This is a genomic window from Aeromonas sp. R2-1 (genome assembly GCF_040908425.1).
In the GTDB taxonomy this organism is placed as follows: domain Bacteria; phylum Pseudomonadota; class Gammaproteobacteria; order Enterobacterales; family Aeromonadaceae; genus Aeromonas; species Aeromonas caviae.
Window position 1 is genome coordinate 1 of sequence record NZ_JBFODR010000054.1, and the last position, 21,686, is coordinate 21,686.

At 60.6% G+C, this 21,686-nt stretch carries 20 protein-coding genes and 1 rRNA gene; 10 read left to right on the plus strand and 11 right to left on the minus strand.

Annotated features, from left to right (window positions below; translation table 11 throughout):
• A 16S ribosomal RNA gene (locus AB5Y80_RS19525) occupies window positions 1–83 on the minus strand; the annotation flags it as partial.
• A 505-nt stretch (window positions 84–588) separates the two neighbouring features.
• Here AB5Y80_RS19525 and AB5Y80_RS19530 point away from each other — a divergent pair.
• A complete protein-coding gene (locus AB5Y80_RS19530; RefSeq protein ID WP_368173415.1) occupies window positions 589–1,785 on the plus strand; it encodes an NnrS family protein in 1,197 nt (398 codons plus the stop codon).
• Here the strand turns inward: AB5Y80_RS19530 and AB5Y80_RS19535 are convergent, their stop codons facing one another.
• Window positions 1,786–2,358 carry a helix-turn-helix domain-containing protein gene (locus AB5Y80_RS19535; RefSeq protein WP_236275448.1) on the minus strand — a complete coding sequence of 191 codons (573 nt, stop codon included), beginning with the start codon at window positions 2,356–2,358 and terminating at the stop codon, window positions 1,786–1,788.
• Window positions 2,359–2,471: 113 nt separating this feature from the next.
• On the opposite strand from AB5Y80_RS19535, the gene AB5Y80_RS19540 reads away from it, so the two are divergent.
• Together AB5Y80_RS19540 and AB5Y80_RS19545 are read left to right on the plus strand one after the other, a co-directional pair.
• Window positions 2,472–3,623 (plus strand): benzoate/H(+) symporter BenE family transporter, encoded by a 1,152-nt coding sequence (locus AB5Y80_RS19540; RefSeq protein ID WP_368173416.1) that lies wholly within the window; start codon window positions 2,472–2,474, stop codon window positions 3,621–3,623.
• Between the two features lie 147 nt (window positions 3,624–3,770).
• On the plus strand, window positions 3,771–4,835 hold the full coding sequence (locus AB5Y80_RS19545; RefSeq protein WP_042879160.1) for a DUF3103 family protein: 1,065 nt from the start codon (window positions 3,771–3,773) through the stop codon (window positions 4,833–4,835).
• A gap of 63 nt (window positions 4,836–4,898) precedes the next feature.
• On the opposite strand, the gene metF is transcribed toward AB5Y80_RS19545, so the two are convergent.
• Window positions 4,899–5,795, minus strand: coding sequence for a methylenetetrahydrofolate reductase (metF, locus tag AB5Y80_RS19550; RefSeq protein WP_010674220.1), 897 nt, complete (start codon window positions 5,793–5,795; stop codon window positions 4,899–4,901).
• Between the two features lie 327 nt (window positions 5,796–6,122).
• Here metF and AB5Y80_RS19555 point away from each other — a divergent pair, with 327 nt between their 5' ends.
• Complete coding sequence (locus AB5Y80_RS19555) at window positions 6,123–6,914, plus strand: GNAT family N-acetyltransferase (protein ID WP_368173417.1); 792 nt, start codon at window positions 6,123–6,125, stop codon at window positions 6,912–6,914.
• 60 nt (window positions 6,915–6,974) lie between these two features.
• Here the strand turns inward: AB5Y80_RS19555 and AB5Y80_RS19560 are convergent, their stop codons facing one another.
• The 3 genes from AB5Y80_RS19560 to AB5Y80_RS19570 all read right to left on the minus strand — a co-directional run bounded on the left by AB5Y80_RS19560 (window position 6,975) and on the right by AB5Y80_RS19570 (window position 11,235).
• A complete protein-coding gene (locus AB5Y80_RS19560) occupies window positions 6,975–8,438 on the minus strand; it encodes an ABC transporter substrate-binding protein (RefSeq protein ID WP_266137046.1) in 1,464 nt (487 codons plus the stop codon).
• A gap of 8 nt (window positions 8,439–8,446) precedes the next feature.
• On the minus strand, window positions 8,447–10,426 hold the full coding sequence (locus AB5Y80_RS19565) for a methyl-accepting chemotaxis protein (protein ID WP_039040116.1): 1,980 nt from the start codon (window positions 10,424–10,426) through the stop codon (window positions 8,447–8,449).
• A gap of 197 nt (window positions 10,427–10,623) precedes the next feature.
• Window positions 10,624–11,235 carry an OmpW family outer membrane protein gene (locus AB5Y80_RS19570; RefSeq protein WP_010674216.1) on the minus strand — a complete coding sequence of 204 codons (612 nt, stop codon included), beginning with the start codon at window positions 11,233–11,235 and terminating at the stop codon, window positions 10,624–10,626.
• A 325-nt stretch (window positions 11,236–11,560) separates the two neighbouring features.
• On the opposite strand from AB5Y80_RS19570, the gene AB5Y80_RS19575 reads away from it, so the two are divergent.
• Window positions 11,561–11,686, plus strand: a complete 126-nt coding sequence (locus AB5Y80_RS19575) for a hypothetical protein (protein ID WP_010674215.1) — start codon at window positions 11,561–11,563, stop codon at window positions 11,684–11,686.
• A 116-nt stretch (window positions 11,687–11,802) separates the two neighbouring features.
• Here the strand turns inward: AB5Y80_RS19575 and uvrA are convergent, their stop codons facing one another.
• Together uvrA and AB5Y80_RS19585 are read right to left on the minus strand one after the other, a co-directional pair.
• Window positions 11,803–14,631, minus strand: a complete 2,829-nt coding sequence (gene uvrA, locus AB5Y80_RS19580; RefSeq protein ID WP_368173418.1) for an excinuclease ABC subunit UvrA — start codon at window positions 14,629–14,631, stop codon at window positions 11,803–11,805.
• A gap of 92 nt (window positions 14,632–14,723) precedes the next feature.
• The gene (locus tag AB5Y80_RS19585) at window positions 14,724–15,362 is read right to left on the minus strand and encodes a LuxR C-terminal-related transcriptional regulator (protein ID WP_010674213.1); all 639 of its coding nucleotides are present in this window, start codon (window positions 15,360–15,362) and stop codon (window positions 14,724–14,726) included.
• Between the two features lie 518 nt (window positions 15,363–15,880).
• Between AB5Y80_RS19585 and AB5Y80_RS19590 the strand changes: the two genes are divergently transcribed.
• Entirely contained in the window at window positions 15,881–16,450 is a 570-nt protein-coding gene (locus tag AB5Y80_RS19590) for a single-stranded DNA-binding protein (RefSeq protein ID WP_010674212.1), read from the plus strand.
• Between the two features lie 161 nt (window positions 16,451–16,611).
• On the plus strand, window positions 16,612–17,382 hold the full coding sequence (locus AB5Y80_RS19595) for an ABC transporter substrate-binding protein (RefSeq protein WP_041214049.1): 771 nt from the start codon (window positions 16,612–16,614) through the stop codon (window positions 17,380–17,382).
• Between the two features lie 46 nt (window positions 17,383–17,428).
• Here AB5Y80_RS19595 and AB5Y80_RS19600 read toward each other — a convergent pair whose 3' ends face one another.
• The gene (locus AB5Y80_RS19600; protein WP_010675895.1) at window positions 17,429–17,551 is read right to left on the minus strand and encodes a hypothetical protein; all 123 of its coding nucleotides are present in this window, start codon (window positions 17,549–17,551) and stop codon (window positions 17,429–17,431) included.
• Window positions 17,552–17,847: 296 nt separating this feature from the next.
• On the opposite strand from AB5Y80_RS19600, the gene yjbD reads away from it, so the two are divergent.
• Both yjbD and AB5Y80_RS19610 read left to right on the plus strand, forming a co-directional pair.
• Complete coding sequence (gene yjbD / locus AB5Y80_RS19605; protein WP_010675896.1) at window positions 17,848–18,132, plus strand: DUF3811 domain-containing protein; 285 nt, start codon at window positions 17,848–17,850, stop codon at window positions 18,130–18,132.
• 392 nt (window positions 18,133–18,524) lie between these two features.
• Window positions 18,525–18,734 carry a cold shock domain-containing protein gene (locus AB5Y80_RS19610; protein WP_010675897.1) on the plus strand — a complete coding sequence of 70 codons (210 nt, stop codon included), beginning with the start codon at window positions 18,525–18,527 and terminating at the stop codon, window positions 18,732–18,734.
• A gap of 177 nt (window positions 18,735–18,911) precedes the next feature.
• On the opposite strand, the gene AB5Y80_RS19615 is transcribed toward AB5Y80_RS19610, so the two are convergent.
• Together AB5Y80_RS19615 and AB5Y80_RS19620 are read right to left on the minus strand one after the other, a co-directional pair.
• On the minus strand, window positions 18,912–20,297 hold the full coding sequence (locus tag AB5Y80_RS19615) for an ATP-binding protein (RefSeq protein WP_171865737.1): 1,386 nt from the start codon (window positions 20,295–20,297) through the stop codon (window positions 18,912–18,914).
• Between the two features lie 7 nt (window positions 20,298–20,304).
• Window positions 20,305–21,027, minus strand: a complete 723-nt coding sequence (locus tag AB5Y80_RS19620) for a response regulator (protein ID WP_010675899.1) — start codon at window positions 21,025–21,027, stop codon at window positions 20,305–20,307.
• Between the two features lie 199 nt (window positions 21,028–21,226).
• Here AB5Y80_RS19620 and AB5Y80_RS19625 point away from each other — a divergent pair, with 199 nt between their 5' ends.
• Window positions 21,227–21,583 carry a hypothetical protein gene (locus tag AB5Y80_RS19625; RefSeq protein ID WP_010675900.1) on the plus strand — a complete coding sequence of 119 codons (357 nt, stop codon included), beginning with the start codon at window positions 21,227–21,229 and terminating at the stop codon, window positions 21,581–21,583.
• Window positions 21,584–21,686: the final 103 nt, after the last annotated feature.

The window sequence follows — 21,686 nt, forward strand, 5'->3', positions numbered from 1 at the left end:
CTACTTTCCCGCTGCCGCTCGACTTGCATGTGTTAGGCCTGCCGCCAGCGTTCAATCTGAGCCATGATCAAACTCTTCAATTTAAGTTTGGTTGCCTGCTTAATCGCTTAAGCAAAGCGGCTCAATGAATTGCTGAATTAACTGCTGCAACTTTCGTTGCTTTGGTCACTTCATCAGACATTGAAAATCAAAAATTGTTTTTGATGCTCGATGCTGTGAGTGCCCACACAGATTGCTTGATTCAAATTGTTAAAGAGCGTCACGCTTATCGCGTTGAGGAGGCGCATCTTACGCTTCTCACTTCGAAAGTCAAGCGGTTGTTTTCGCTTTTCTTTCGGCGCTGGCTTCACAAGGAAGCGAACTTATCAGGTTGGCGTAGTCCGCCGTGCTGGTAGGGGCGCATTATAGGGAGCCGCGCCGTGATGACAAGGGCTTTTTCACCGAAAAGAACCGTTCGCTCAGATATACAGCAAAGCGGTTCTATTTCGTTCGCATCACCACCATTTCGGGCTGTCATTGGATTTAAATTGAACATTTGAAAAGCCACTTTATAATTGACTTTTCAAATGTCCAATTAAGGTTTCATTCATGCACCAGATCCTGGATAGCCGCAAAGAGGAGAGAATCGTTCCTCTGTTCCGCCTCGGGTTTCGGCCTTTCTTCCTGTTCGGCGCCTTGTTCTCGGCTTTGGCGATGCTGGGCTGGCTGGGGCAGCTCAACGGTTGGTTCGCTCTGCCCGGGATTGCCAACCCCATCTGGTGGCATGCACATGAAATGCTGTTCGGCTTTGGTGCCGCCATAGTGGCGGGTTTTCTGCTTACCGCCGTCCAGAACTGGACCGCTCACCCTGGTGTACGCGGTTGGCCGCTGGCACTGGTCGTGGGATTGTGGGCCACCCCGAGAGGCCTGCTCCCCTGGTTTGGAGAAAGCAATGTCACTCTGATGGTCATGGACCTGGCCTGGTTGCCCCTCTGTACGTGGTTTCTCGCCAGACCCATCATAGTAACGCGCCAGTGGCGCAATCTCTTTTTTGTTCCCCTGCTTCTCGTGTTGACCCTGCTCAATACCGCTTGCTGGCGGTGGCATGCCGAATGGCCATTGGTGGAACATATCCTGCTTGCAACCGTGCTCCTCTTCACGACCCTGATTGCCGTCATGGGAGGACGTGTCATTCCCTTCTTTACCGCCAGAGCCACTGGGGCGGAAAAAGCACTCCCACTGCCGTGGCTGGAGCGCATTGCCCTCGCGTCTCTGTGGCTCATCCTGCTGCTCTGGTTGGTGCTCCCGACCCAGTGGGTCCTCGGCATCCAGATGTTCCCTCTATATATAGTGGCGGCAGGGGCTCACCTCTACAGGCAGCTGCGCTGGCGACCCGGAACCACGGTGGCCCACCCCCTGCTGTGGTCGCTTCACCTGGCCTACCTCTTTATCCCCCTGGGGCTAACCGCCCTGGCGGCACGCACGGCTGGCTGGCCCATCACCTTGTCACTGACCAGCCATCTGTTCAGCGCGGGCAGCATGGGGGCCATGATCCTCGGGATGATAGCCCGTGTATCCCTCGGACACAGTGGCAGAGCCCTGCAGATAGGGCACAGGATCACAGCGGCATTTGCACTGGTGATCCTGTCCGCACTGTTGCGGGTCTTGCTCCCACTCTTTTGGCCAAACCTCACCCTCGAGGGATGGAACCTCAGCGGATGGAGCTGGATTGCCGCCTACGGTCTCTTTGTCTGGGTCTATACCCCCATACTGACCAGTCCCAGGCCGGATGGCCGCCCCGGCTAGTCATCGCGCGGCCATGGCCGGATAGTGGATCAGATTGTGGAAGATGGCGGGAGCGATTCCCAGATTGCGGTAGCCATGGGGACGGTCCGCTGCAAACCGGACGGCCTCACCCTGATCGAGGGAACGCCACGCCCCGTCCACCAGCACCTCCATCACACCGCTGATGACGATGACATGTTCGGTCACCCCGGGTTCATGGGGTTCTGACTCCCGCTGGTAGCCAGGTAGCAGGGTCAGTTCGAACAACTCGAAACCAAAGCGGGCCTCATAGGGGAAAAGCGGGGCAACCTGCATCCCCTCTCCCGCCGGCTGCTGTCGAATATCATCGGCAATACGGTATACCGTCTCTCCCTGCGCCTCTGGTGTCGGCTCAATGAAACTGGAGAAAGAGACCCGAAAACCGGTGGCAATCTTCCACAATGTTGCCACCGTCGGACTGGATTCACCTCGCTCGATCTGTCCCAGCATTGCCTTGCTCACCCCCGTTTCACGGGCGGCCATATCCAGGCTCCATCCTCTTTCAGTGCGCAGCCCTTTCAATCGCTGGGCCAGATAGCGACTCATCTCCTGCATCTGTTCTCCGATTTCTTCGAGCCATATTGTGCGCCATAACGCACAGCGTTATAGTCGAATCCACATTGTACGCAATAGCGCACAAGCTATCAGCATCCACAAGGAAGTTTCCCATGCCCCTAGCCCTCCCCCACATGGTCGCGGGACTCATCGCCGTATTGGTGGGTTACACGAGTTCTGTCGTCTTGATCATCCAGGCCGCCACGGCCGCCGGTGCCGATGCAGCCCAGGTCTCTTCCTGGTTATGGACACTGGGTATCGGCATGGGGGTCAGCTGCATCGGCCTCTCCCTCTATTACCGGATGCCTGTCTTGACGGCCTGGTCTACCCCGGGTGCCGCCCTGCTCATCACCAGCCTGGGGAACTTCAGTCTGGCTGAAGCCATCGGCGCCTTCATCATCTCTTCACTGCTGATCACCCTCTGCGGTATCAGCGGCTGGTTCGACAGGCTGATGCGTCACATTCCCGCCCCCCTGGCGGCCGCCATGCTGGCCGGAGTCTTGCTCAGGTTCGGGCTGGATCTCTTCAAGGTGGCACCACAAGATCCTCTGCTGCTTGGCACCTTGCTACTGGCTTTCTTGCTGGGTCGCCACCTCTGGCCCCGCTACACCATGATGCTGGTCCTGGCGGCCGGCATGCTGCTCTGCACCCTGAGGGGCGAGCTGCAACTCAACGAGGTTCACTGGCAACTTTCCACTCCGGTCTGGATCTCGCCAGCCTTTTCCATCGACGCCCTGCTCGGCATCGCACTCCCGCTCTTTCTCGTTACCATGACCTCGCAAAACATGCCGGGCATTGCCATCCTGCGCGCCCACGGCTATCAACCGGCCACTTCTTCCCTGATTGGCTGGACCGGATTCATCGGCGTGCTGCTGGCACCGTTTGGCGGCTATGCCTTCAACCTGGCCGCCATCACTGCCGCCATCTGCATGGGCAAGGAAGTGGATCACGATGTCACTCGACGCTGGCCTGCTGCCGTGTGGGCTGGATGTTTCTACCTGCTCACAGGCTGTTTCGGTGCCACCGTGGTTGCCCTGTTCAGCGCATTCCCTGCGGTGCTGGTCACCTGCGTGGCCGGGCTGGCGCTGCTCGGCACCATAGGCAGCAGCTTGCACAGCGCCTTGCAGCAGGACGAGGAGCGGGAAGCCGCGCTACTGACTTTCCTTGTGACTGCCTCGGGGATCACCCTGCTCGGGGTCGGGTCTGCCTGCTGGGGATTGCTGATCGGAGTGACATTGCATCAAGTCAACCGGCTCCGCGCCTGACCTGACCATCTGGGGAGACCCCAGTGAGACGCAGCACATAATCCTGAGAAGAGCGTTCACATATGAACCTTATTCCTTTCTAGTGACAAAACGGCGCAGATCCTTCCCGACAAGCGCCGTGGTCAGACTCAATACTGGAGAACGAAGATGAGGAATCAGGCTGTCATTTTGTTATTGGCACTGCTGGGCGCCACCACGGCCCAGGCTGCCGACACCGATCGGGAGCTGGCACGCCAGCTCGCGCTGCAGCAGAAGAACCTGCTGCCACTCCTGAACAGTCAGGAATACCAGAGCCCGCTGCCCAACCTGCTGCAAAAGGCCAGCCCCCGCCTGAAGCGTCAGGCTCGGGGTGCCAACCAGGCGGCCATCAGTCGGCAAGGGCTGGATGGCGAGGTCAGGGAGCTGATGCAACTGCGGCTGGCCAATCCGGATCAGGCGGATGCACTGCAACAAGGGGTGGAGCCACTGGTTGCCTACATACCAAGTGGTGACGAAAAGAGCTGGAGCGCCATCGAGGCGTTCGACAGCGCCGGCAACCCGATCTATCTCGATGTGAACCAGCCGCCGGCGCGGCCGGTACTGGTGGTGGAGGCCGATCCGGTCAAAGCCAAGAATGCCGGCCTGAAGGTGATGCGAAAGGCGCTGGCTGCCGCCGACATGCAGGTGACGCCCCGTGCCACCAGCAACACCACGCCCCTCAAGACCAGCATTCTCAAGAAGATCAGGCTCAACGATGATCAGGAGCCCTGGCTGCTGGGCGCCGCCGAGGTCTATGCCGTCGTGGCCGGGGTCAATCCTGGCAGGGACGAACCCGTGGTGGATATCGTCGACATGCCCTATCTCGACTACGACAACACCGACTACACCCCCAACCAGATCCTGGTCTATTGGGATCGCTACCGCTGGGGAGCCGTCGACGTGGTCATGATGGAGCAGGATGACAACGTCAATTACAAGGAGCTGAGCGCCCTCCTGATTGACGCACTCAAACTCGGCTTCACTGCGGGCGGCGTACCCGAGGCCCTGCCCTTCCTCGACCTCGGCGGTCGTATCGTCAAGGCACTCCCGGACTCCTGGATGACCAACAACGACGACTACCTCGACACCTTCTATACCCTGGAGCAGGACCAGAGCTATCACCAGTATCCCGGTGCCGCCGGCAATGCAGTCATCGATCTCGAGCCCAGGGAGATCCAGCCAACCCGGCCCTGACTGTCGCCCAAAACAAAAAGCCAATGAGAAGACTCATTGGCTTTTCTGTATCAGAGCCGCGGATCAGGCCTGACCTTTCGGCCTCACACCCAGTGTGTGACAGATGGCGTAGGTCAGCTCTGAGCGGTTCAGGGTATAGAAGTGGAAATCCTTCACCCCTTCCTGACTCAGCACACGCACCTGGTCGATGGCAATGCTGGCTCCCACCATGTTGCGCGTCATCTGATCGTTTTCCAGCCCTTCGAATCGCTGGTGCATCCAGCGCGGGATTTTCACATTGGTGAAACCAGCAAACTTGGCCAGGGTCTGGTAGTTGGAGACCGGCAGTATCCCCGGCACGATCTCCGCATCGATACCGATGGCGGCGCAGCGATCCCGAAAACGCAGATAGGTCTCCACATCGAAGAAGAACTGGGTAATGGCCCGGTTGGCACCGGCATCTATCTTGCGCTTGAGGTTCAGCAAGTCGGATTGCGCACTGCGAGCCTCGGGGTGGCCTTCCGGATAGGCGGCGACCGAGATATCGAAATCGGCTTCGGATTTGAGCAGGGCGACCAGGTCGGTGGCATACATGTCAGGCTTGTCGAGACCGGGAGGCAAGTCTCCGCGCAGGGCCACGATATGGCGAATACCGCTGTTCCAGTAGTCACGGGCAATGGTGCGTAGCTCGTCACGGCTGGCGTCGATACAGGTCAGGTGCGGGGCGGCGATGAGGCCGGTACGCTCCTTGATGTCCTTGATCACCTTGTGAGTGCGGTCCCGGGTGCCCGAGTTGGCGCCATAGGTCACAGAGACGAATTTGGGCTCCAGCACCTGCAGGCGCTCGATGGACTGCCAGAGGGTGTTCTCCATCCCTTCGCTGTTGGGCGGGAAAAACTCGAAACTGACCGATATGTCGCCACCCAGATCCGCCAAACTCTGGTTGAGTGCCTCAACCTGACGCGCGCTGTGAAATCCCATCTGCTCTCTCCCTGTCCTGCAACCCATTCCTTCACGCCAAAACGGATGTTTGGACGTCTAAACGTCTTTCTATCTTTATGAGAAAACGGATCAAAGTCAATACCGATTTGTCAGCGACAAGGGGGATTGCCGATTTTTTTATTTTGCAATTCAACCTAAGTAATGAGCGACCCCATCCCAAAATGCTGTCAGGCACGCTATGATGCGGGCGGATCGTCCTGGACGTTCTGAATCTGCGTGTGATTGTTTGGCCGGGTTTCCCGGCCTTTTTTTAACTTCTTTCCCCGCCTGCCGATAAGCAATTCAAGCGTTTGCAGGAGCCCCATCATGGAAGATCACCCCGGTTTTGCCACCGATCTGCTGTTCGATCGCTATCAGGGCGAGGTGACGGATCATGATGCGTTCTGGACCGTGCGCACCCCGGGCTCTCCAGACTACTACTTCGGCAACTACCTGTTGCTGCCCACCCCCCCAAGCGATCGTGACAAGGGCTGGCTCGAGGCCAGTTTCGACAGGCTGATTGGCTGGGATCCCCGTATCCGCCACCGTACCTTCCAGTGGCCCCTCGCCGCAGGCCAGAACAGCCGGGTCGCCGGGTTCGTGGCGGCGGGATACCAATACATGGAGTGCGTGGTACTGGCGCTGAGTGCAATGGAATGGCAAGCCCCCACCGGCAGCGACCTGGCCCCGGCTCGCCCGTTCACCGCGGCGGACTGGGATCAGTGGCTCGCCTTCGAACTGGCAGAGCGGGATCCCGCCCATTCGGAGGAGCGCTATCTTCCCTATCTCTTGTCACGCCGCCAGCTCTATCAGGCCATGATCGATGACGGGCTCGGACAGTGGTGGGGGTTATGGCACCAGGATCAACTGGTTGCCAGCTGCGGACTCTTCTTCACCGGCACCCAAGGACGCTTTCAACTGGTGCGCACGCACGCAGAGTGGAGAAACCGGGGGCTCTGTCGTCTGTTGCTGAGCCAGGTCGGACGCCAGGGACTGGCACGGGCCAGTTCGCTCATCATAGTGGCAGACGAGCACTATCACGCCCAGCGGGTCTATCGCACTCTGGGTTTCGTGCCGGTGGCCCGTATCGGCAGCCTGTGCCGCTGGCCACGGGAATGACAGGTCATCACGCAGATGCAAAACGGGAGGCCAAGGCCTCCCGTTCTTCATGGTGAACCATCAGGGCTGTGTCCCCTCCAGTTCGCTGGCGAGCGCCTCCTCCACTTCGGCAGAAGGCGCTGGAGCGACGGCTCCGGACACCGGTGCTGACGGAAGCTGGGTCGCGCTTGCTCCGGAAGGCGCTTGTCCATCCGGCACCACAGGTGCAGCAGGCTCGGTCCCGATGGCACCCGACACAGGGACGGCAGGCACGCTCGCCTCACACTGACACTCCTGTCCCTTGCCCTGGTTGCCCTGATGGGGGGCATACCACCCTTTCAACCCCTGTTCCAGGCGATCGGCCGCCGCCTTGGGTGCCACGGTTCCCAGCAATACCTGCTGGCTCACCTCGGCCAGTTCATCCCCGAGCTTGGGAGTGCCGCGGGAGAGGATCTGGGTGGCAACCCGGATGGTGGAATCGCACTGATCCCGCCACTCCATCATCTCTCTGGCCGCCGGATTGGTGGCTTCAAAGAAGTGGTTGGAGAGCGAGAAGAAGCCGGGCAGCGAGTTGGTATAGAGCTCGGCAAACTGGGGAGTGGTCAGCCACTGCAGGAAGGTCATGGCGGCCTCCTTGTTCTTGCTGGCCGGATTCATCCCCATACCGATGTCGGTGTGATCGGTGAAGAAACAGCCATCCCCCTGCTTTGCCACGGGCGGGCGCATGACACCGAAGTCCACCTTGCCGGTGAAGGGGGCGATCTCCCAGGATCCCGCCGCATAGAAGGCAGCCTTGCCCGAGGTGAACAGCTCGTTGGTGGTGGCGTAGTCGCGGCTCTCACCCCCCTCCCCCAGGTAGTCACGCCAGCGGGCCAGCTCCTCGAACACCTTGACGTATTGCGGGTTGTTGAAGCGCTCCTGGCCCCCGATCAGCGCCAATCGACCATCCTCCCCCTTCCAGTAGTTGGGGCCTATGTTCTGGAAACCGAGCTCGGAGGCAACCCAGCTCTCCGAGCCGCTCACGGCGAGGGGAACATAGCGACCATCCGCCTTCACCTTGTCCAGGGCCGCGAAGAATGCCTCGCGGGTCTGGGGTACCGTCAGCCCCAGCTCACTGAATATCTTCTTGTTGTAGAAGAAGCCGTGAATCACCGATGCCATGGGTACGCAGAAAGTCTGGGCGCCGCTGTCGGTCTGCCAGGGGGATTGGGCAAAGCTCGGGAAGTTCTCCATCCCCGCCATCTCGCTCAGCTCCACCAGATGGCCCGCCTTGAACAGGGCCAGGGAGTCGTCAAACGGGCGGCAGGTGATGAGATCCCCCGCCTTGCTCGCCTTGAGGCTGGCCCAGAGGGTCGGCATGTACTCGACGTTCTGCACCCCGTTGAATTTCACCTGAATACCCGGGTGGGCGGCCTCGAAAGCAGGAATGATCTTCTGTTCCCACAAGGCCTTGTCATCTATGCGCCAGCTCTCTATCACCAGCTCGCTGGCCATCAGCTGGCCACACAACAGGAGACTCAGGGCCCCGATCCACTTGTTAGCCATAAGTCCTCCTACACCTTGAAATGGGCGATCAATTGCTGCTGCTTGGCGACCAGATCCGCCAGCACCTCACTGCTGCTGGCCGATTCCCGTGCCTCCCGCTCGGTCTCGTAAGCCACATCCGCAATGCCGGCGACATGACGGGCAACCCCCTGACTCACGGAGATCTGTTCCTGGGCGGCATGAGCCACCTGATCCGCCATCGCCTTGATGGCACTCATCCGCTCGGCAATGGATTGCAACGCCTCGTCCATCACCCGGGTCTGGGCCACGCAATCCTGGGTCTGCTCCTGGCTGCGTGCCATCACGGCCACCACGTGCTTGCTGGAACTTTGCAGGTTCTCGATCATGGCCTGGATCTCCTCGGTCGAGGTCTGGGTCCGGTTCGCCAGTGCCCGCACCTCGTCCGCCACCACCGCGAAGCCGCGACCGGCGTCCCCCGCCCGGGCCGCCTCGATGGCCGCGTTCAGCGCCAGCAGGTTGGTCTGCTCGGCGATGCTGCGGATCACGTCGAGGATGCTGCCGATGTTGTCGCTGAATTCCCCCAGCTTGTGGGTGATGCCGACCGCCTCTTCCATGGCTCCCGCCAGTTGTTCGGTGATCTGGCGCGTAGTCGCCACCTGTTTGCGTCCGGCGCGGGCCTCTTCGTCCGCCAGGTCCACCTCGCGCTTGGTGCCGTCGGTAGAGCGCGCCACCTCGGTGGCACTCACCTCCAACTCGGTGATGGCGGCGGCCACCTGATCGGTCTGGCTCTTCTGATCCTGCACCCGTGACATGGCCCGCTCGCTTATCTCGGCGGCGCGGCTCGCCTCGTCCACCAGATGGCGCGAGCCGGCATTGATCTGGGCGAGCAGTTCGCCAGTCTTGTCTGCCAGGGTATTGATGGAGCGGGTCAGGCTGCCAAACTCGCAGCGGCTCTGGTAGTCGATGCGCCGGGTCATGTCACCCGTGGCCATGCGATCCAGCTCCCGATCGATGAGTTGCAGCGGACGCTGGATGCTGCGGGCCGTGGTGTAACCGATGAGGAGCGCGGCGGCCGCGGAGATGGCAGACACGATCAGGATCCAGGCGCTGGCGCTGCTGACGGCGTCATCCGCCCCGACCCGGCTCGCGCTGGCAATGCTGCCCGCCGATTTGGCCATCTCGTCCAGCAGCGCCAGGCTGTTGACCAGACTGGTGTCGAGCTGCTGGTTCAGGGACTGCAGTGAGGCCGCCAGTTGCTGGCCATTGCGCATCGTCGCCAGCAACCCTTTCGGGCCAAGGGCCAGCTCCTGCATCCGATCGAGGTTGACGATGAAACGCTGCCTCACGTCATCGGGCACCTGAACCCGTTCGAGCCGTTTGCGTGCCATCTCGATATCCTTGCCGAGCACCTTCTCCAATTCATTGAGATCGGTCTTGGCATCGGCCCGGCGGATGTTTTTCAGATCCCGGGCAATGCCGGAGGTGATGAGTTCGGCCTTGTTGCGCATGGAGCGTTTGCTCGCGGTCTGCTGCAGCAACAGATCGGCGGCCCACTGGTAGGTATCTTCCAGCCGGATGAACGCCAGCTCCAGTTCATGGCGCCGATCGAGTGCGGCCACCCACTGACCGTGCTGGGTCAGCACCTGATCCGCCAACCCGTAGAACTCGCGGGTCGCCCCGTCGACCTGGCGGAACCGCTCGCTCGCCTCGGCCACCCCGTCAAACCGGGCCATCTCCTTGCTCTGGGCCAGGAAACGCTCCTGCTGCGCCTTGAACTGGCTGGCCAGTTGCGGCAACTGGGCCGCCTCCTCGCTGGTTCTGTAGGTGAGCACCCAGCGGTTGCTGTCCTGCAGTGCGCCCTTGAGCCCGGCGACCGCGATCACCAGGGGGGTGGCACGATCAGAAACCTGGGAGAGCCCCTCGTTGATCCCCCGGATCTTCAAGATACTGATGAAGCCGAGCAGAACCAGCAACAACAGCATCAGCACGAAGCCGGCGATGATCCGCTGCACAATAGATAAACCCATGGAGGCATCCTCACTCGTTGGGGAAAGGGGTGAATGCCGAGGTTATCGGCAGCGGGGTGCAATGGAATAGCGGTTCGTGACGCGATGGCGGGCCAGATCACAGTTGGCGTGACATGGCAGGCAGAAAAGGGCCCGAACAGAGCCGGGCCAAAGAGACATGCTTGGTTGTCATGGCCGTGCATCGGCCACGTTTGTCATCAGAAGCGGTAGCCGACGCCGAACATGAAGGCCACCGGATCGATGGAGGTGTTGATGGTGCCCACGGCGGTGTGTACATCGGTATCGATGTCGATGAGCCAGGCGGAGGCGTTGACGAACCAGCGGTCATTGATCGCCATGTCCAGGCCCACCTGACCCGCCATCCCCCAGGAGGAGTCCACGCTCACATCCGTCCCGGCCAGGGCACCGCGCCCTTCCTCGTCGAAGAAGGTGGTGTAGTTGATACCGGCCCCCACATAGGGGCGCACCTTGCTGTTGGCATCACCGAAGTAGTACTGCGCCATCAGGGTCGGCGGCAGGTGTTTGACCTTGGCGACCTCACCCAGGCCGGCAGTCGACACCGAGTGGGAGAAGGGGGTCGCGGCCAGCAGCTCGACACCCCAGTTGTCCGTCAACATGTAGGAGAGGGTCAGGCCAAGCTGCATGTTGCTGTCGATCTCCAGCTCGCCTGTCCCCAGCACGTTGTCACTGCTGGTCTGGGGAGAGACGAACGCCAGGCCACCACGGACCAGGATGTCACCGGCCTGATGTGCCATGGCGACGGGGGAAGCAAAAGCGGCTGCGATTAACAGAGGAAGGATCTTTTTCATCACATTATTCCTTTTTTGTTTTCTTTCTATGTTGCAAGCCCGAAAACTATAAAAGGATGTGAATGGCCGGTTATTGATTTAGCTCAATAGTTATCAAGAAATAGATAGATGTACACGGCAGCTTTGATTGGGCAATCAAACCGCAGATGAAAATAAAAAGTCATTCAAATACATGATGATGCCTTAAATTACTGCATCAGCATGAAATGTAAAATACCAATTAAATACACCTTAAACATCTTCATATCACCTTTCAATTGTTGTTTAATTATGCCCCGGGGCGTATTTTATTAATGCGATGTAACCATGCTGTAATTTGAATTTTATGAAACCACAGACACGCAAAGACAAAATTCTCGGCATCCTTGCCGCCATCTGGGGGATAGGTTCCTTCCTCTTCATTCTGCTGGGTTTCCTGTTCGCCCTCGCCTTCCTGATGCTGACACACTGAGTCTGCCGGACGAGTCCCTCTTTTCTCCCTCTCATCCCTGGCCGGGCGCCAGACCGGCGCACCTCGCCCACCGGCCAACAAAAAAGGGGCCTTGGCCCCTTTTTCTCGAGTGACGCTTATTTCTCCAGTAGAGGAGCGAGGAAGCGCGCCGTGTGGGACTCCTTGCAACGGCTCATCTCCTCAGGCGTACCCGTCACCAGAATACTGCCACCACCAGCACCCCCTTCCGGGCCCAGATCGACGATCCAGTCGGCGGTTTTGATGACGTCCAGGTTGTGCTCGATGATGACGATGGTGTTGCCCCGATCCCGCAGCTGGTGCAGTACCTTGAGCAACTGCTGGATATCGTGGAAGTGCAGCCCGGTGGTCGGTTCGTCCAGGATGTAGAGGGTCTGGCCGGTGTCCCGCTTGGAGAGCTCCCGCGCCAGCTTGACCCGCTGCGCCTCGCCGCCAGAGAGCGTGGTGGCGGACTGACCGAGCCGGATGTAGGAGAGGCCCACGTCCATCAGGGTCTGCAGCTTGCGCGCCACCGCCGGCACCGGATCGAAGAAGGCACGGGCATCTTCCACCGTCATCTCGAGGATTTCGTGGATGTTCTTGCCCTTGTACTTCACCTCAAGGGTCTCGCGGTTGTAGCGCTTGCCCTTGCAGACGTCGCACGGCACGTAGACGTCCGGCAGGAAGTGCATCTCCACCTTGATGACCCCGTCCCCTTGGCACGCCTCGCAGCGTCCCCCCTTCACGTTGAAGGAGAAGCGGCCCGGCTGGTAGCCACGGGAACGCGCCTCCTGGGTGCCGGAGAGCAGCTCGCGGATCGGGGTGAACAGGCCGGTGTAGGTGGCCGGGTTGGAGCGCGGGGTGCGGCCGATGGGGCTCTGGTCGATATCCACCACCTTGTCCAGATGCTCCAGCCCCTCGACGCTGCGATAGGGCGCAGGCGTGGACTCGGTGGCCTTGTTCAGCTCGCGGTGGGCGATGCGGAACAGGGTGTCGTTGATCAGGGTCGACTTGCCGGAACCGGAGACGCCGGTGACGCAGGTCATCACTCCGATGGGCAGATCCAGGTTGACGTTGCGCAGGTTGTTGCCGCTAGCCCCTTTCAATTTCAGCCACTTGCCGGTGAGCGGGGTGCGCTCGGCCGGGATGGCGATCTGCTTGCGCCCGGAGAGGTAGTCACCGGTCAGGGACTCGGGGTTCGCGATGATCTCCTCCGGCGTCCCCTGGGCGACGATGGCCCCGCCGTGCACCCCGGCCCCCGGGCCAATGTCGAGCACATGGTCGGCGAGGCGAATGGCATCCTCATCGTGCTCCACCACGATCACGGTGTTGCCGAGATCACGCAGGTGAGTCAGGGTCTTGAGCAGTCGCTCGTTGTCTCTCTGGTGCAGGCCGATGGAGGGTTCATCCAGCACGTACATGACCCCCACCAGGCCGGCACCGATCTGGCTCGCCAACCGGATGCGCTGCGCCTCGCCACCGGAGAGGGTCTCGGCGCTGCGCGACAGGCTCAGATAGTTGAGGCCGACGTTCACCAGGAAGCCGAGCCGCTCGACGATCTCCTTGAGGATCTTGTCCGCTATCTGGGCACGCTGACCGGACAGGTTCAACCCTTCGAAGAAGGCCAGGGCATCGCCGATGGACTGCTCGGCGATGGCGGGCAGGTTGCGATTGTCCACGAAGACGTGGCGGGCTTCTTCCCGCAGTCGGCTGCCACCGCAACTGGTACAGGACTTGTTGGCGATGTATTTGGCCAGCTCTTCCCGCACCGCGTTGGATTCGGTCTCCCGGTAGCGGCGCTCCATGTTGTGCAGGATCCCCTCGAACGGGTGCTTGCGCACCACCACGTCGCCGCGGTCATTCATGTAGCGGAACTCGATCTCGGTGCGCCCGGAGCCGCGCAGGATCACCTCCTGGGTCTTGAGCGGCAGATCCTCCCAGGGGGTCTCCAGGTCGAACTTGTAGTGATCGGCCAGGGATTTGAGCATCTGGAAGTAGTAGAAGCTGCGCTTGTCCCAACCACGGATGGCGCCGCCGGCCAGGCTCTGGCCCGGATCATGGATGAGCTTGGCGGGATCGAAATACTGCTGCACCCCGAGACCGTCACAGGTGGGGCAGGCCCCCGCCGGGTTGTTGAAGGAGAAGATCCGGGGCTCCAGCTCCGACATGGAGTAACCGCACTCGGGGCAGGCGAAGTTGGCGGAGAAGGTCATGGGGGCAACCCCCTCCTCCCCGTCCATCGGCACCACCAGCACGATGCCGCCGGAGAGAGTCAGCGCCGTTTCGAACGATTCGGCCAAGCGCAGGGCCAGGTCATCGCGCACCTTGAAGCGATCCACCACCACCTCGATGGTGTGCTTCTTGTGCAGCTCCAGGGCGGGAGGATCCGACAGATCGCACACTTCGCCGTCGATGCGGGCGCGGATGTAACCCTGGGCCGCCAGGTTCTCCAGCAGCTTGGTGTGCTCCCCCTTGCGGTTGCGCACCACGGGGGCCAGCAGCATCAGCTTGGCGCCTTCGGGCTGGGCCAGCACCTGATCCACCATCTGGCTGATGGTCTGGGCCGCGAGCGGAATCGCGTGGGTCGGGCAGCGTGGCTCGCCGACCCGGGCGAACAGCAGCCGCAGGTAGTCGTAAATCTCGGTGATGGTGCCGACGGTCGAGCGCGGGTTGTGGGAGGTGGACTTCTGCTCGATGGAGATGGCAGGCGACAGCCCCTCGATGTGGTCCACGTCCGGCTTCTCCATCAGGGAGAGGAACTGGCGGGCATAGGCGGAGAGCGACTCCACATAGCGGCGCTGCCCCTCGGCATAGAGGGTATCGAACGCCAGGGAGGATTTGCCCGAACCGGACAGGCCGGTGACCACGATCAGCTTGTCACGTGGCAGGATCAGGTTGATGTTCTTGAGGTTGTGGGTGCGGGCACCCCGGATCACGATTTTTTCCATCTTGTTGCGCGCTCGATACGGGAACCAGAGCGGGCCAGTATGGCATAGAGACTACTGGATGAATAGACAGTCTTTCCTTCCGTGCCCCTTCCTCAGAGATACTCCTTGGCCCAGCTCACCGCCTGCAACCGGTTCTTGACGTTCAGCTTCTTGAAGACGTTGTAGAGATGGGATTTGACGGTGTGTTCGCTCACGAACAGGCTGTCGGCGATCTCGGTGTTGGAGGCCCCCGTCATCAGGTGACGCACGATCTCCTGCTCGCGGGCGGTCAGCAGCGTCTGCTGACGCTGAGGTTGCCCGCTCCCCTTGCGGTAGTAGTCCACCAGGTCGCACAGCAGGTGACGCGGGATCCAGTACTCCCCCTGCAACACCTTGCGGATGCCGAAGACCAACCTGTCCAGCGTGTCCTGACGAAAGAAGAGCCCGCTGGTATGGGGCCACATCAGCAGCAGCTCTTTGTTGGTGCTGGTCGGGGCATTGAGCAACACGGCACTGGCCTCGCCAAAGCGCTGGCAGATGGCATTGCTCCACAGCTCCTGCTGGGTCGACTTGAGGTAGTCCAGATCGATCAGCAGCAAGGTTTTGGGGGCGCCCTCTGCAACGTCTGGCAGGTCATTCAGCTCCCCCACCAGCAAGATGGGCAGACCAAGCTCTTCGCTGAGGTGACGCTGGAAACGGGAGGCTTGTGCGTTATTTTCGGTGATCAGCACCAGGAGGGAGTCGGGCGTCATCAAGAGAACTTCCTTGCACATTCGAGTCGGGGCTTTTTGGCAAGGAAGAGTACCAATCCCCCTCCTGGCTGCAGCATTAAAAAAGTATTAGACGCATCGGTGGCTCCTTTGAAGCCCAGCAATTTTCCAGCCAATACAATTGGCTAGCACGCCCCCCCCATTTGGGGGGTCAAGTAGTGCCGGTGCGCACCATAACAGCTCCGCCCTCTTCACGCAGCCTGCCCCAGCCTCCTCCCCTTGCTGGTGACACCTTACCTCGGGTAAGTTACTCAGGCTGTGGCGATCCATTGACGCCACAGTGGCAGGGAAGATGTGCGCTCATGCCCGTCAACTGGTACTATGGCGGCCAAACGCTGCGGCCGATCCATGACGCCTCTGCCGGCAAGCTCCGGCGCAGCCAGGACACTGATAGAGAGATGACACCCGTCCAGGGCGCGCATCTCGTTGCAAACAAACGCATTATTGAATGGGCCCAGGCATCTGGCCTGGCCGGTATACATAAGGGTGGAAGAGAGATTATGGCCAGTCGAGGCATCAACAAAGTCATTCTGATCGGTAACCTGGGGCAAGACCCGGAAGTGCGCTACATGCCGAGCGGCGGTGCCGTGACTAACATCACCCTGGCCACCTCCGATACTTGGCGCGACAAGCAGACCGGTGAGCAGAAAGAGCGCACTGAATGGCACCGTGTCGTCTTCATGGGCAAGCTGGCCGAAGTGGCCGGCGAGTACCTGAAGAAGGGCTCCCAGGTCTATGTGGAAGGCAAGCTCCAGACCCGTAAATGGCAGGATCAGAGCGGCCAGGAGCGCTACACCACCGAGGTGCTGGTCGACAGCTTCACCGGTGTGATGCAGATGCTGGGTGGCCGTCCGCAGGGCGGTGGCCAGGGCATGGGCGGCCAGTCATCCCAGGGCAACTGGGGCCAGCCGCAACAGGCTGCACCGCAACAGAACATGCAACGTCCTGCTGCCCCGCAGCAGAACATGCAACCGCAAGGCGGTTACGGCCGTCCGGCCCAGCAGCCACAATCTGCCCCGCCGGTCTACAACGAACCGCCGATGGATTTCGACGACGATATTCCGTTCTGATCCCCTGCGGCAGGCCCTGATTCATCAGGGCCTTTTTTTACCTGTTTCTGACGCATTCACCTCCCCCGACGACCATGTTGCTGCCACTTTCCCGCGCTTTACGTCCCCTTCGTCCAGGCTTGTGGCTATCATCGAGACGATTTCTCCCTTCGGGAACCTGCATGAACCACTTGAGTCGTCTGCTGTGCCTCGCCCTGTTGATGTTCGGCGGCCACCTTGCCGCGGAGCCGCTGCGGGTGGGAGTCAGCTTTGCCATTCCTCCCTATGTCATCAGCCACGAAGACAGGGGCATCGAACTCGATCTCATGCGAGAGGCCTTCGCAGGCAGCCCCCATGAGCTGCAGGTCGTCTATCTTCCCCTGGAGCGCACCTTCAGGATGCTGGAGGAAGGCAAGCTGGACGCCATCATCAACGTCAAACCCGGCATGCTGGAAAGTGCCTACCTCTCACAGCCGGTGATCACCTTCCACAACCGGGTCTTTACCCTGGCGCCGACGGCAGTCCACACCATGAAGGATTTGCAGACCCTGCGAGTCAGTGCTTTCCAGCGTGCACGACAGATCCTGGGAACGACCTTCTCCGACATCGTCGACCAGAATCCCCGTTATGAAGAGGTGGCGAGGCAGGAGGGACAGGTACAGCGGCTCCTGCTCGGGCGCACCGATGCCGTGATCCTGGAACAGCGGGTGTTCTACTACTATCTGGCTCAGTTGCTCGGGGATGACCAGGAGGGCGACCGCTATCCCAAGGACAAGGTCAGACAGCACGACCTCTTCCCCCCGACTCACTACCACTTCGCCTTTCGCGAGGCGGGCCACCGACAATGGTTCGACAGACAGCTCGCCAAGATGAAGGCGGACGGGCGCTATGAGCGGATCTTTGCCGCCTATGGCACCACCTCTACTGCCGGAGACAAAAAAGCCAGCCCATGATGGACTGGCTTGATACCGGCTCCGGGGAGCCGCAGTGGATGGAGCGTTACTTCATCGCGCTGCCGTTTTTCAGCTCTGCTTTCTGACGTTTGGCTTCGCGTTTCTCTTTCAGTGACATCTGCGGTTTTTTCTTGGCATCTTTGCCGTGATGCTGTTCTTTGTTGCTCATCATCAGACTCCAAAAAGGTTACCTGGACAGTTGGAACGGGTGTTCCAGCATGTCAGCCGAATCGTGGATTTCAGTACGCCAACAGTGACGATCGGGGATCGCACTGGCCTCAGCATACTCCCAATCTTCCGCCGGGATCCAGCCTCCCGGGAACGCCTGTCAGCCAGGCGTTCCCGTCGCGTGCTCCCCTCGGAAATGACGACCGAGCGACACTTTTGGCATCCGGGGACGGATGGTCAGCCTGTCTCCGATGGATGTGTGTTAGGGTGGGCATTCAACGATCGCAGGAGCGCGTCATGAAGAAGCTGGAAATGAAGGATCTGACCGAGACCGAGAAAGCCGAGATTGCCCTGCTGGTGCAAAAGGCCCAGGCCAATGCCGATCACACCCTGACCAACGGGGAGCGCAACAAGATCCGTGAGGCAGGACGCCAGAAGATCGCCGCCGATCGCGCCCAGGCCGCCAAGGCGGCATCCGCACTGGCGCGGGAGAAAGCCAAGGAGCGAGCCAGTGCCCAAGTACTGCCCGACACCTTCAACTGGTCCGATTCCGTCAGCAACAAATACCGTGGCAGACGGTAACGGCAGCATGAATGCTCGCAGATGACGCTGCTGCAAAAAAGGGGGCTGGCAGAGCGTCATGTCATCCCCCTGAAAAGGGCAGCAGGAGGCCCCTGCCAGCTGATGCACACCCGGATAAAACGCCTATCCAGCCATCACTGACTGAAACGAATACCAAGATAAAGATTGCCATGACAGGGTGTGCGTGTTCTAATCGTTTTCGATGGTTCGGTAGTTCAGACCTGATTATGTTAGGCAGTCATCTTAAAGCAGTGATTTGTGCAGGCAGTTATCCCCGATAATTCTTGCCAGATAATTCTCCTTCTTTAGTGCTCCCCATACGTATTTCTGACGAAAAATCATGGATTGCCGCTCCGGTGGCGTTTCACTAATCACTACTCAAGGAAATTATCATGTCCAAAATGACTGGTACCGTAAAATTCTTCAACGCCGAGAAAGGCTTCGGTTTCATCTCCCCGGCTGACGGCAGCAAAGACGTGTTCGTTCACTTCTCCGCCATCCAGTCCAACGGTTTCAAAACCTTGGAAGAAGGTCAGCGCGTTGAGTTCACCATCGAGCAAGGCCAGAAAGGCCCGGCTGCTGCGAACGTCGTTCCGCAGTAATTCAAGCCGGAGCACCTTCCCCTCTTTGGGCAAGGGCCTCAGCAAGAATTGAAAAAACCCGCTTCGGCGGGTTTTTTGTTGCCCGTTTCCGGGTGGCCAACCTGTTGCCCTGCTTCCCTCTCGCCACGGGCAGCAAAAAGAGCACCCTGGTGGTGCCCCATTTCCTGGTCAGGTTCCTTACAGGGGCAGGCTGATCCGCGCCTCCAGCCCCCCCTCCTGGCGATTGTGGAGGCTGAGCTCACCGCCGTGCTGGTGCACCAGGGTGCGGGCGATGGCGAGCCCCAGTCCCACGCTGCCAGACTCGGTGTTGCGGGCTTCATCCAGGCGCACGAAGGGCTTGAACACCTCCTCCAACTGACTCTCCGCAATCCCCGGCCCCTGATCGCGAACCAGGATCAGCAACTCGCCGTCACCGCGCACCAGCGAAACCTCGGCCCCCCCTGCGTACTTGATGGCGTTGCCGATGAGGTTTTGCAGTACCCGGCGCAAGGTGTTGGCCCGGCAGGCGTAGACCTCCTTGCCCTCGGCCAGGCAGGTGACGGGCTGGCCCATGTCGGCATAGTCGTCACACAGGCTCTCCAGCAGGCTGACCAGATCCAGCTCCCGGGTCGCCTCCTGCTGCCCCTCCTCCCGGGCAAAGCTCAGGGTCGCCGCCAGCATCTGCTCCATCTGCTGCAGGGTCTGCTGGAAGCGCTCCTTGTCCTCCCCGTCCGCCAGAAACTCGCTGCGCAGCCGCAGGCTGGTGATGGGGGTGCGCAGGTCGTGGGAGATGGCGGCCAGCATCCGGGTTCTGTCCTGCACGAAGCGATCGAGCCGGGTGTGCATCCGGTTGAAGGCCTGGATGGACTCGCGGATCTCGGTGGGCCCCTCCTCGCGCAGGGGCTCGATGTCCTCACCACGCCCCAGCCTGTCGGCGTTGGCCGCCAGTTGCTTGAGGGGACGGGTCGCCCGGCGGAACAGCCAGATCATCAGGCCGATCACCAGGCTCGCCACCAGCAGCAGGTTGAGGGTCGTCTGCCAGGACCAGCTCGCCGTCTCCTTGTCCACCAGGGAGCTGAACTGGAGCCAGCCGCCGTTGGGCAGTTCGATGGAGCCGTAGAGCCGCATGTCCTGGGGCGGCGGCATGCCGTTGCGATCCTTCATCATGCGGTTGTGGTGCTGCCAGGCCCGGCTGCGCTGGATGTCCTGCTTCAGCTCGGCGCTGATCTCAACCGCCAGGGAGGATGGATAGCCGAGCTTGGCCCGCACCAGCTTCTCGAAGCGGGGGCTGCGGTTGTCCGGCTGCAACGGCTCGTCGGCCAGACGCAGCAGCAGGGTCTCGCTGCGGCTTGCCTTGAGGATCTCGTGATAGAGGGAAGGAGGAGAGAGGGAGAGCAGGCGCACCACGGAGATGATCCGCTGCATGGCGTTGCGGCTGTTGACGTAACCGAGGGCCTCCTCCCTGTCCGAACGGTAGATCTGGATACTGAGCAGCTGGATCAGCACCAGCCCCGCCAGAGCCACCAGCACTATCTGGCCGGTCAACCCCTTGGGCAGCAGCCTGGCGAAGACGCGCTTGATCATGTCGGCCTCACTCCTGGGTCACGTCGGCGGCGAACAGGTAACCGCCACCCCAGATGGTCTTGATGAGCTCGGGATTCTTGGGATCCCGCTCCAGCTTGCGCCGCAGTCGGCTCACCAGGGTATCGATGGCGCGATCGAAGGCCACCGCCTCCCGGCCACGGGCCAGATCCAGCAACTGATCCCGGCTCAGCACCCGCTGGGGCCGCTCCAGAAACACCTTGAGCAGATCGAACTCGGCGGTGGAGAGGCTCATCCCCACCCCCTCCTCGTCCACCAGCTCGCGGCGATTGACGTCGAGCAGCCAGCGATCGAAGCGCAGATCCCGGGTCAGGGTCTCCGGCACGGGCAGGCTCTCCGCCTGGGTGCGGCGCATCACCGCCTTGATGCGGGCCAGCAGCTCCCGCGGGTTGAACGGCTTGGAGAGGTAGTCGTCCGCCCCCATCTCCAGGCCGATGATGCGGTCCGTCTCCTCCCCCATGGCGGTCAGCATGATGATCGGCAGACGGGATTTGACCCTCAGCTCGCGGCACAGGGTGAGGCCATCCTCCCCCGGCATCATCAGATCCAGCACCAGCAGGTCGAACTCCCGCTCATCCAGCAGCCGCTTCATCTCTTTACCATCGCGGGCGCAACTGACGCGCATGCCATGCTGCTCCAGAAAGCGCTTGAGCAGATCGCGGATCTCGCTGTGGTCATCGACCACCAGAATATGAGGGCTGCCTTGGTTCATCATCATTTCTCCGTTATCGGGCTGGGGCGATTATACGAAAATCAACCGGGCGGGTTGTGTCAAAGTGTGCCAGCACGCCCCTGTGCCACACTCTGCTACAAAATAGGCTTCTACTGGCAAATTTCAGACACTTCCACGGTGTTTACTGGATACCAAGGCGAAAGAGCCTCTACCCGTACACATCCGACAGGAGTTACCCATGAAAAAGCTGACCAAGACCCTGCTGACCGCCACCCTGATCCTCGGCCTGCCGCTGGGCGCCTATGCCGCCAGCGAGGCGGTCTCCACCGCGCAACCGACCCAGGCCACGGCGACCGGTTGCCCCATGGACGGTACCGGCATGATGGGCGGCAAGCATCATGGCGGCCGCCACGACAAGATGGCCCGCATGAAGAACATGACCCCGGAACAGATCCAGGCCCATCTGCAACAGCGCTACGACAAGATTGAAGATCCGGCCAAGAAGGCGGAGTTCGTGAAGAACCTTGGTCTGCGTGCCGACGGTATGATCAAGCACGCCGAGGTGATGAAGCAGTTCGCAGAAGCAAACCAGTAAATCGAAGTAATGAAGCCGTTTGCCGAAGCAGACCAGTAAGTCGACGTAATGAAGCGGTTTGCCGAAGCAGACCCGCCGGCGGGGCCCTGCCCCGACACCGGCG

Bases quoted from the DNA above. Each gene is read 5' to 3' on its own strand.
- AB5Y80_RS19570 (WP_010674216.1), bottom strand. From the start codon at position 11,235: ATGAAAAAGATCCTTCCTCTGTTAATCGCAGCCGCTTTTGCTTCCCCC.
- AB5Y80_RS19625 (WP_010675900.1), top strand. From the start codon at position 21,227: ATGAAAAAGCTGACCAAGACCCTGCTGACCGCCACCCTGATCCTCGGC.
- AB5Y80_RS19595 (WP_041214049.1), top strand. From the start codon at position 16,612: ATGAACCACTTGAGTCGTCTGCTGTGCCTCGCCCTGTTGATGTTCGGC.
- AB5Y80_RS19590 (WP_010674212.1), top strand. From the start codon at position 15,881: ATGGCCAGTCGAGGCATCAACAAAGTCATTCTGATCGGTAACCTGGGG.
- AB5Y80_RS19535 (WP_236275448.1), bottom strand. From the start codon at position 2,358: ATGCAGGAGATGAGTCGCTATCTGGCCCAGCGATTGAAAGGGCTGCGC.
- AB5Y80_RS19585 (WP_010674213.1), bottom strand. From the start codon at position 15,362: ATGACGCCCGACTCCCTCCTGGTGCTGATCACCGAAAATAACGCACAA.
- AB5Y80_RS19560 (WP_266137046.1), bottom strand. From the start codon at position 8,438: ATGGCTAACAAGTGGATCGGGGCCCTGAGTCTCCTGTTGTGTGGCCAG.
- uvrA (WP_368173418.1), bottom strand. From the start codon at position 14,631: ATGGAAAAAATCGTGATCCGGGGTGCCCGCACCCACAACCTCAAGAAC.
- AB5Y80_RS19610 (WP_010675897.1), top strand. From the start codon at position 18,525: ATGTCCAAAATGACTGGTACCGTAAAATTCTTCAACGCCGAGAAAGGC.
- AB5Y80_RS19620 (WP_010675899.1), bottom strand. From the start codon at position 21,027: ATGAACCAAGGCAGCCCTCATATTCTGGTGGTCGATGACCACAGCGAG.
- AB5Y80_RS19565 (WP_039040116.1), bottom strand. From the start codon at position 10,426: ATGGGTTTATCTATTGTGCAGCGGATCATCGCCGGCTTCGTGCTGATG.
- AB5Y80_RS19540 (WP_368173416.1), top strand. From the start codon at position 2,472: ATGCCCCTAGCCCTCCCCCACATGGTCGCGGGACTCATCGCCGTATTG.
- AB5Y80_RS19545 (WP_042879160.1), top strand. From the start codon at position 3,771: ATGAGGAATCAGGCTGTCATTTTGTTATTGGCACTGCTGGGCGCCACC.
- yjbD (WP_010675896.1), top strand. From the start codon at position 17,848: ATGAAGAAGCTGGAAATGAAGGATCTGACCGAGACCGAGAAAGCCGAG.
- AB5Y80_RS19530 (WP_368173415.1), top strand. From the start codon at position 589: ATGCACCAGATCCTGGATAGCCGCAAAGAGGAGAGAATCGTTCCTCTG.
- AB5Y80_RS19575 (WP_010674215.1), top strand. From the start codon at position 11,561: ATGAAACCACAGACACGCAAAGACAAAATTCTCGGCATCCTTGCCGCC.
- AB5Y80_RS19555 (WP_368173417.1), top strand. From the start codon at position 6,123: ATGGAAGATCACCCCGGTTTTGCCACCGATCTGCTGTTCGATCGCTAT.
- metF (WP_010674220.1), bottom strand. From the start codon at position 5,795: ATGGGATTTCACAGCGCGCGTCAGGTTGAGGCACTCAACCAGAGTTTG.
- AB5Y80_RS19615 (WP_171865737.1), bottom strand. From the start codon at position 20,297: ATGATCAAGCGCGTCTTCGCCAGGCTGCTGCCCAAGGGGTTGACCGGC.
- AB5Y80_RS19600 (WP_010675895.1), bottom strand. From the start codon at position 17,551: ATGAGCAACAAAGAACAGCATCACGGCAAAGATGCCAAGAAAAAACCG.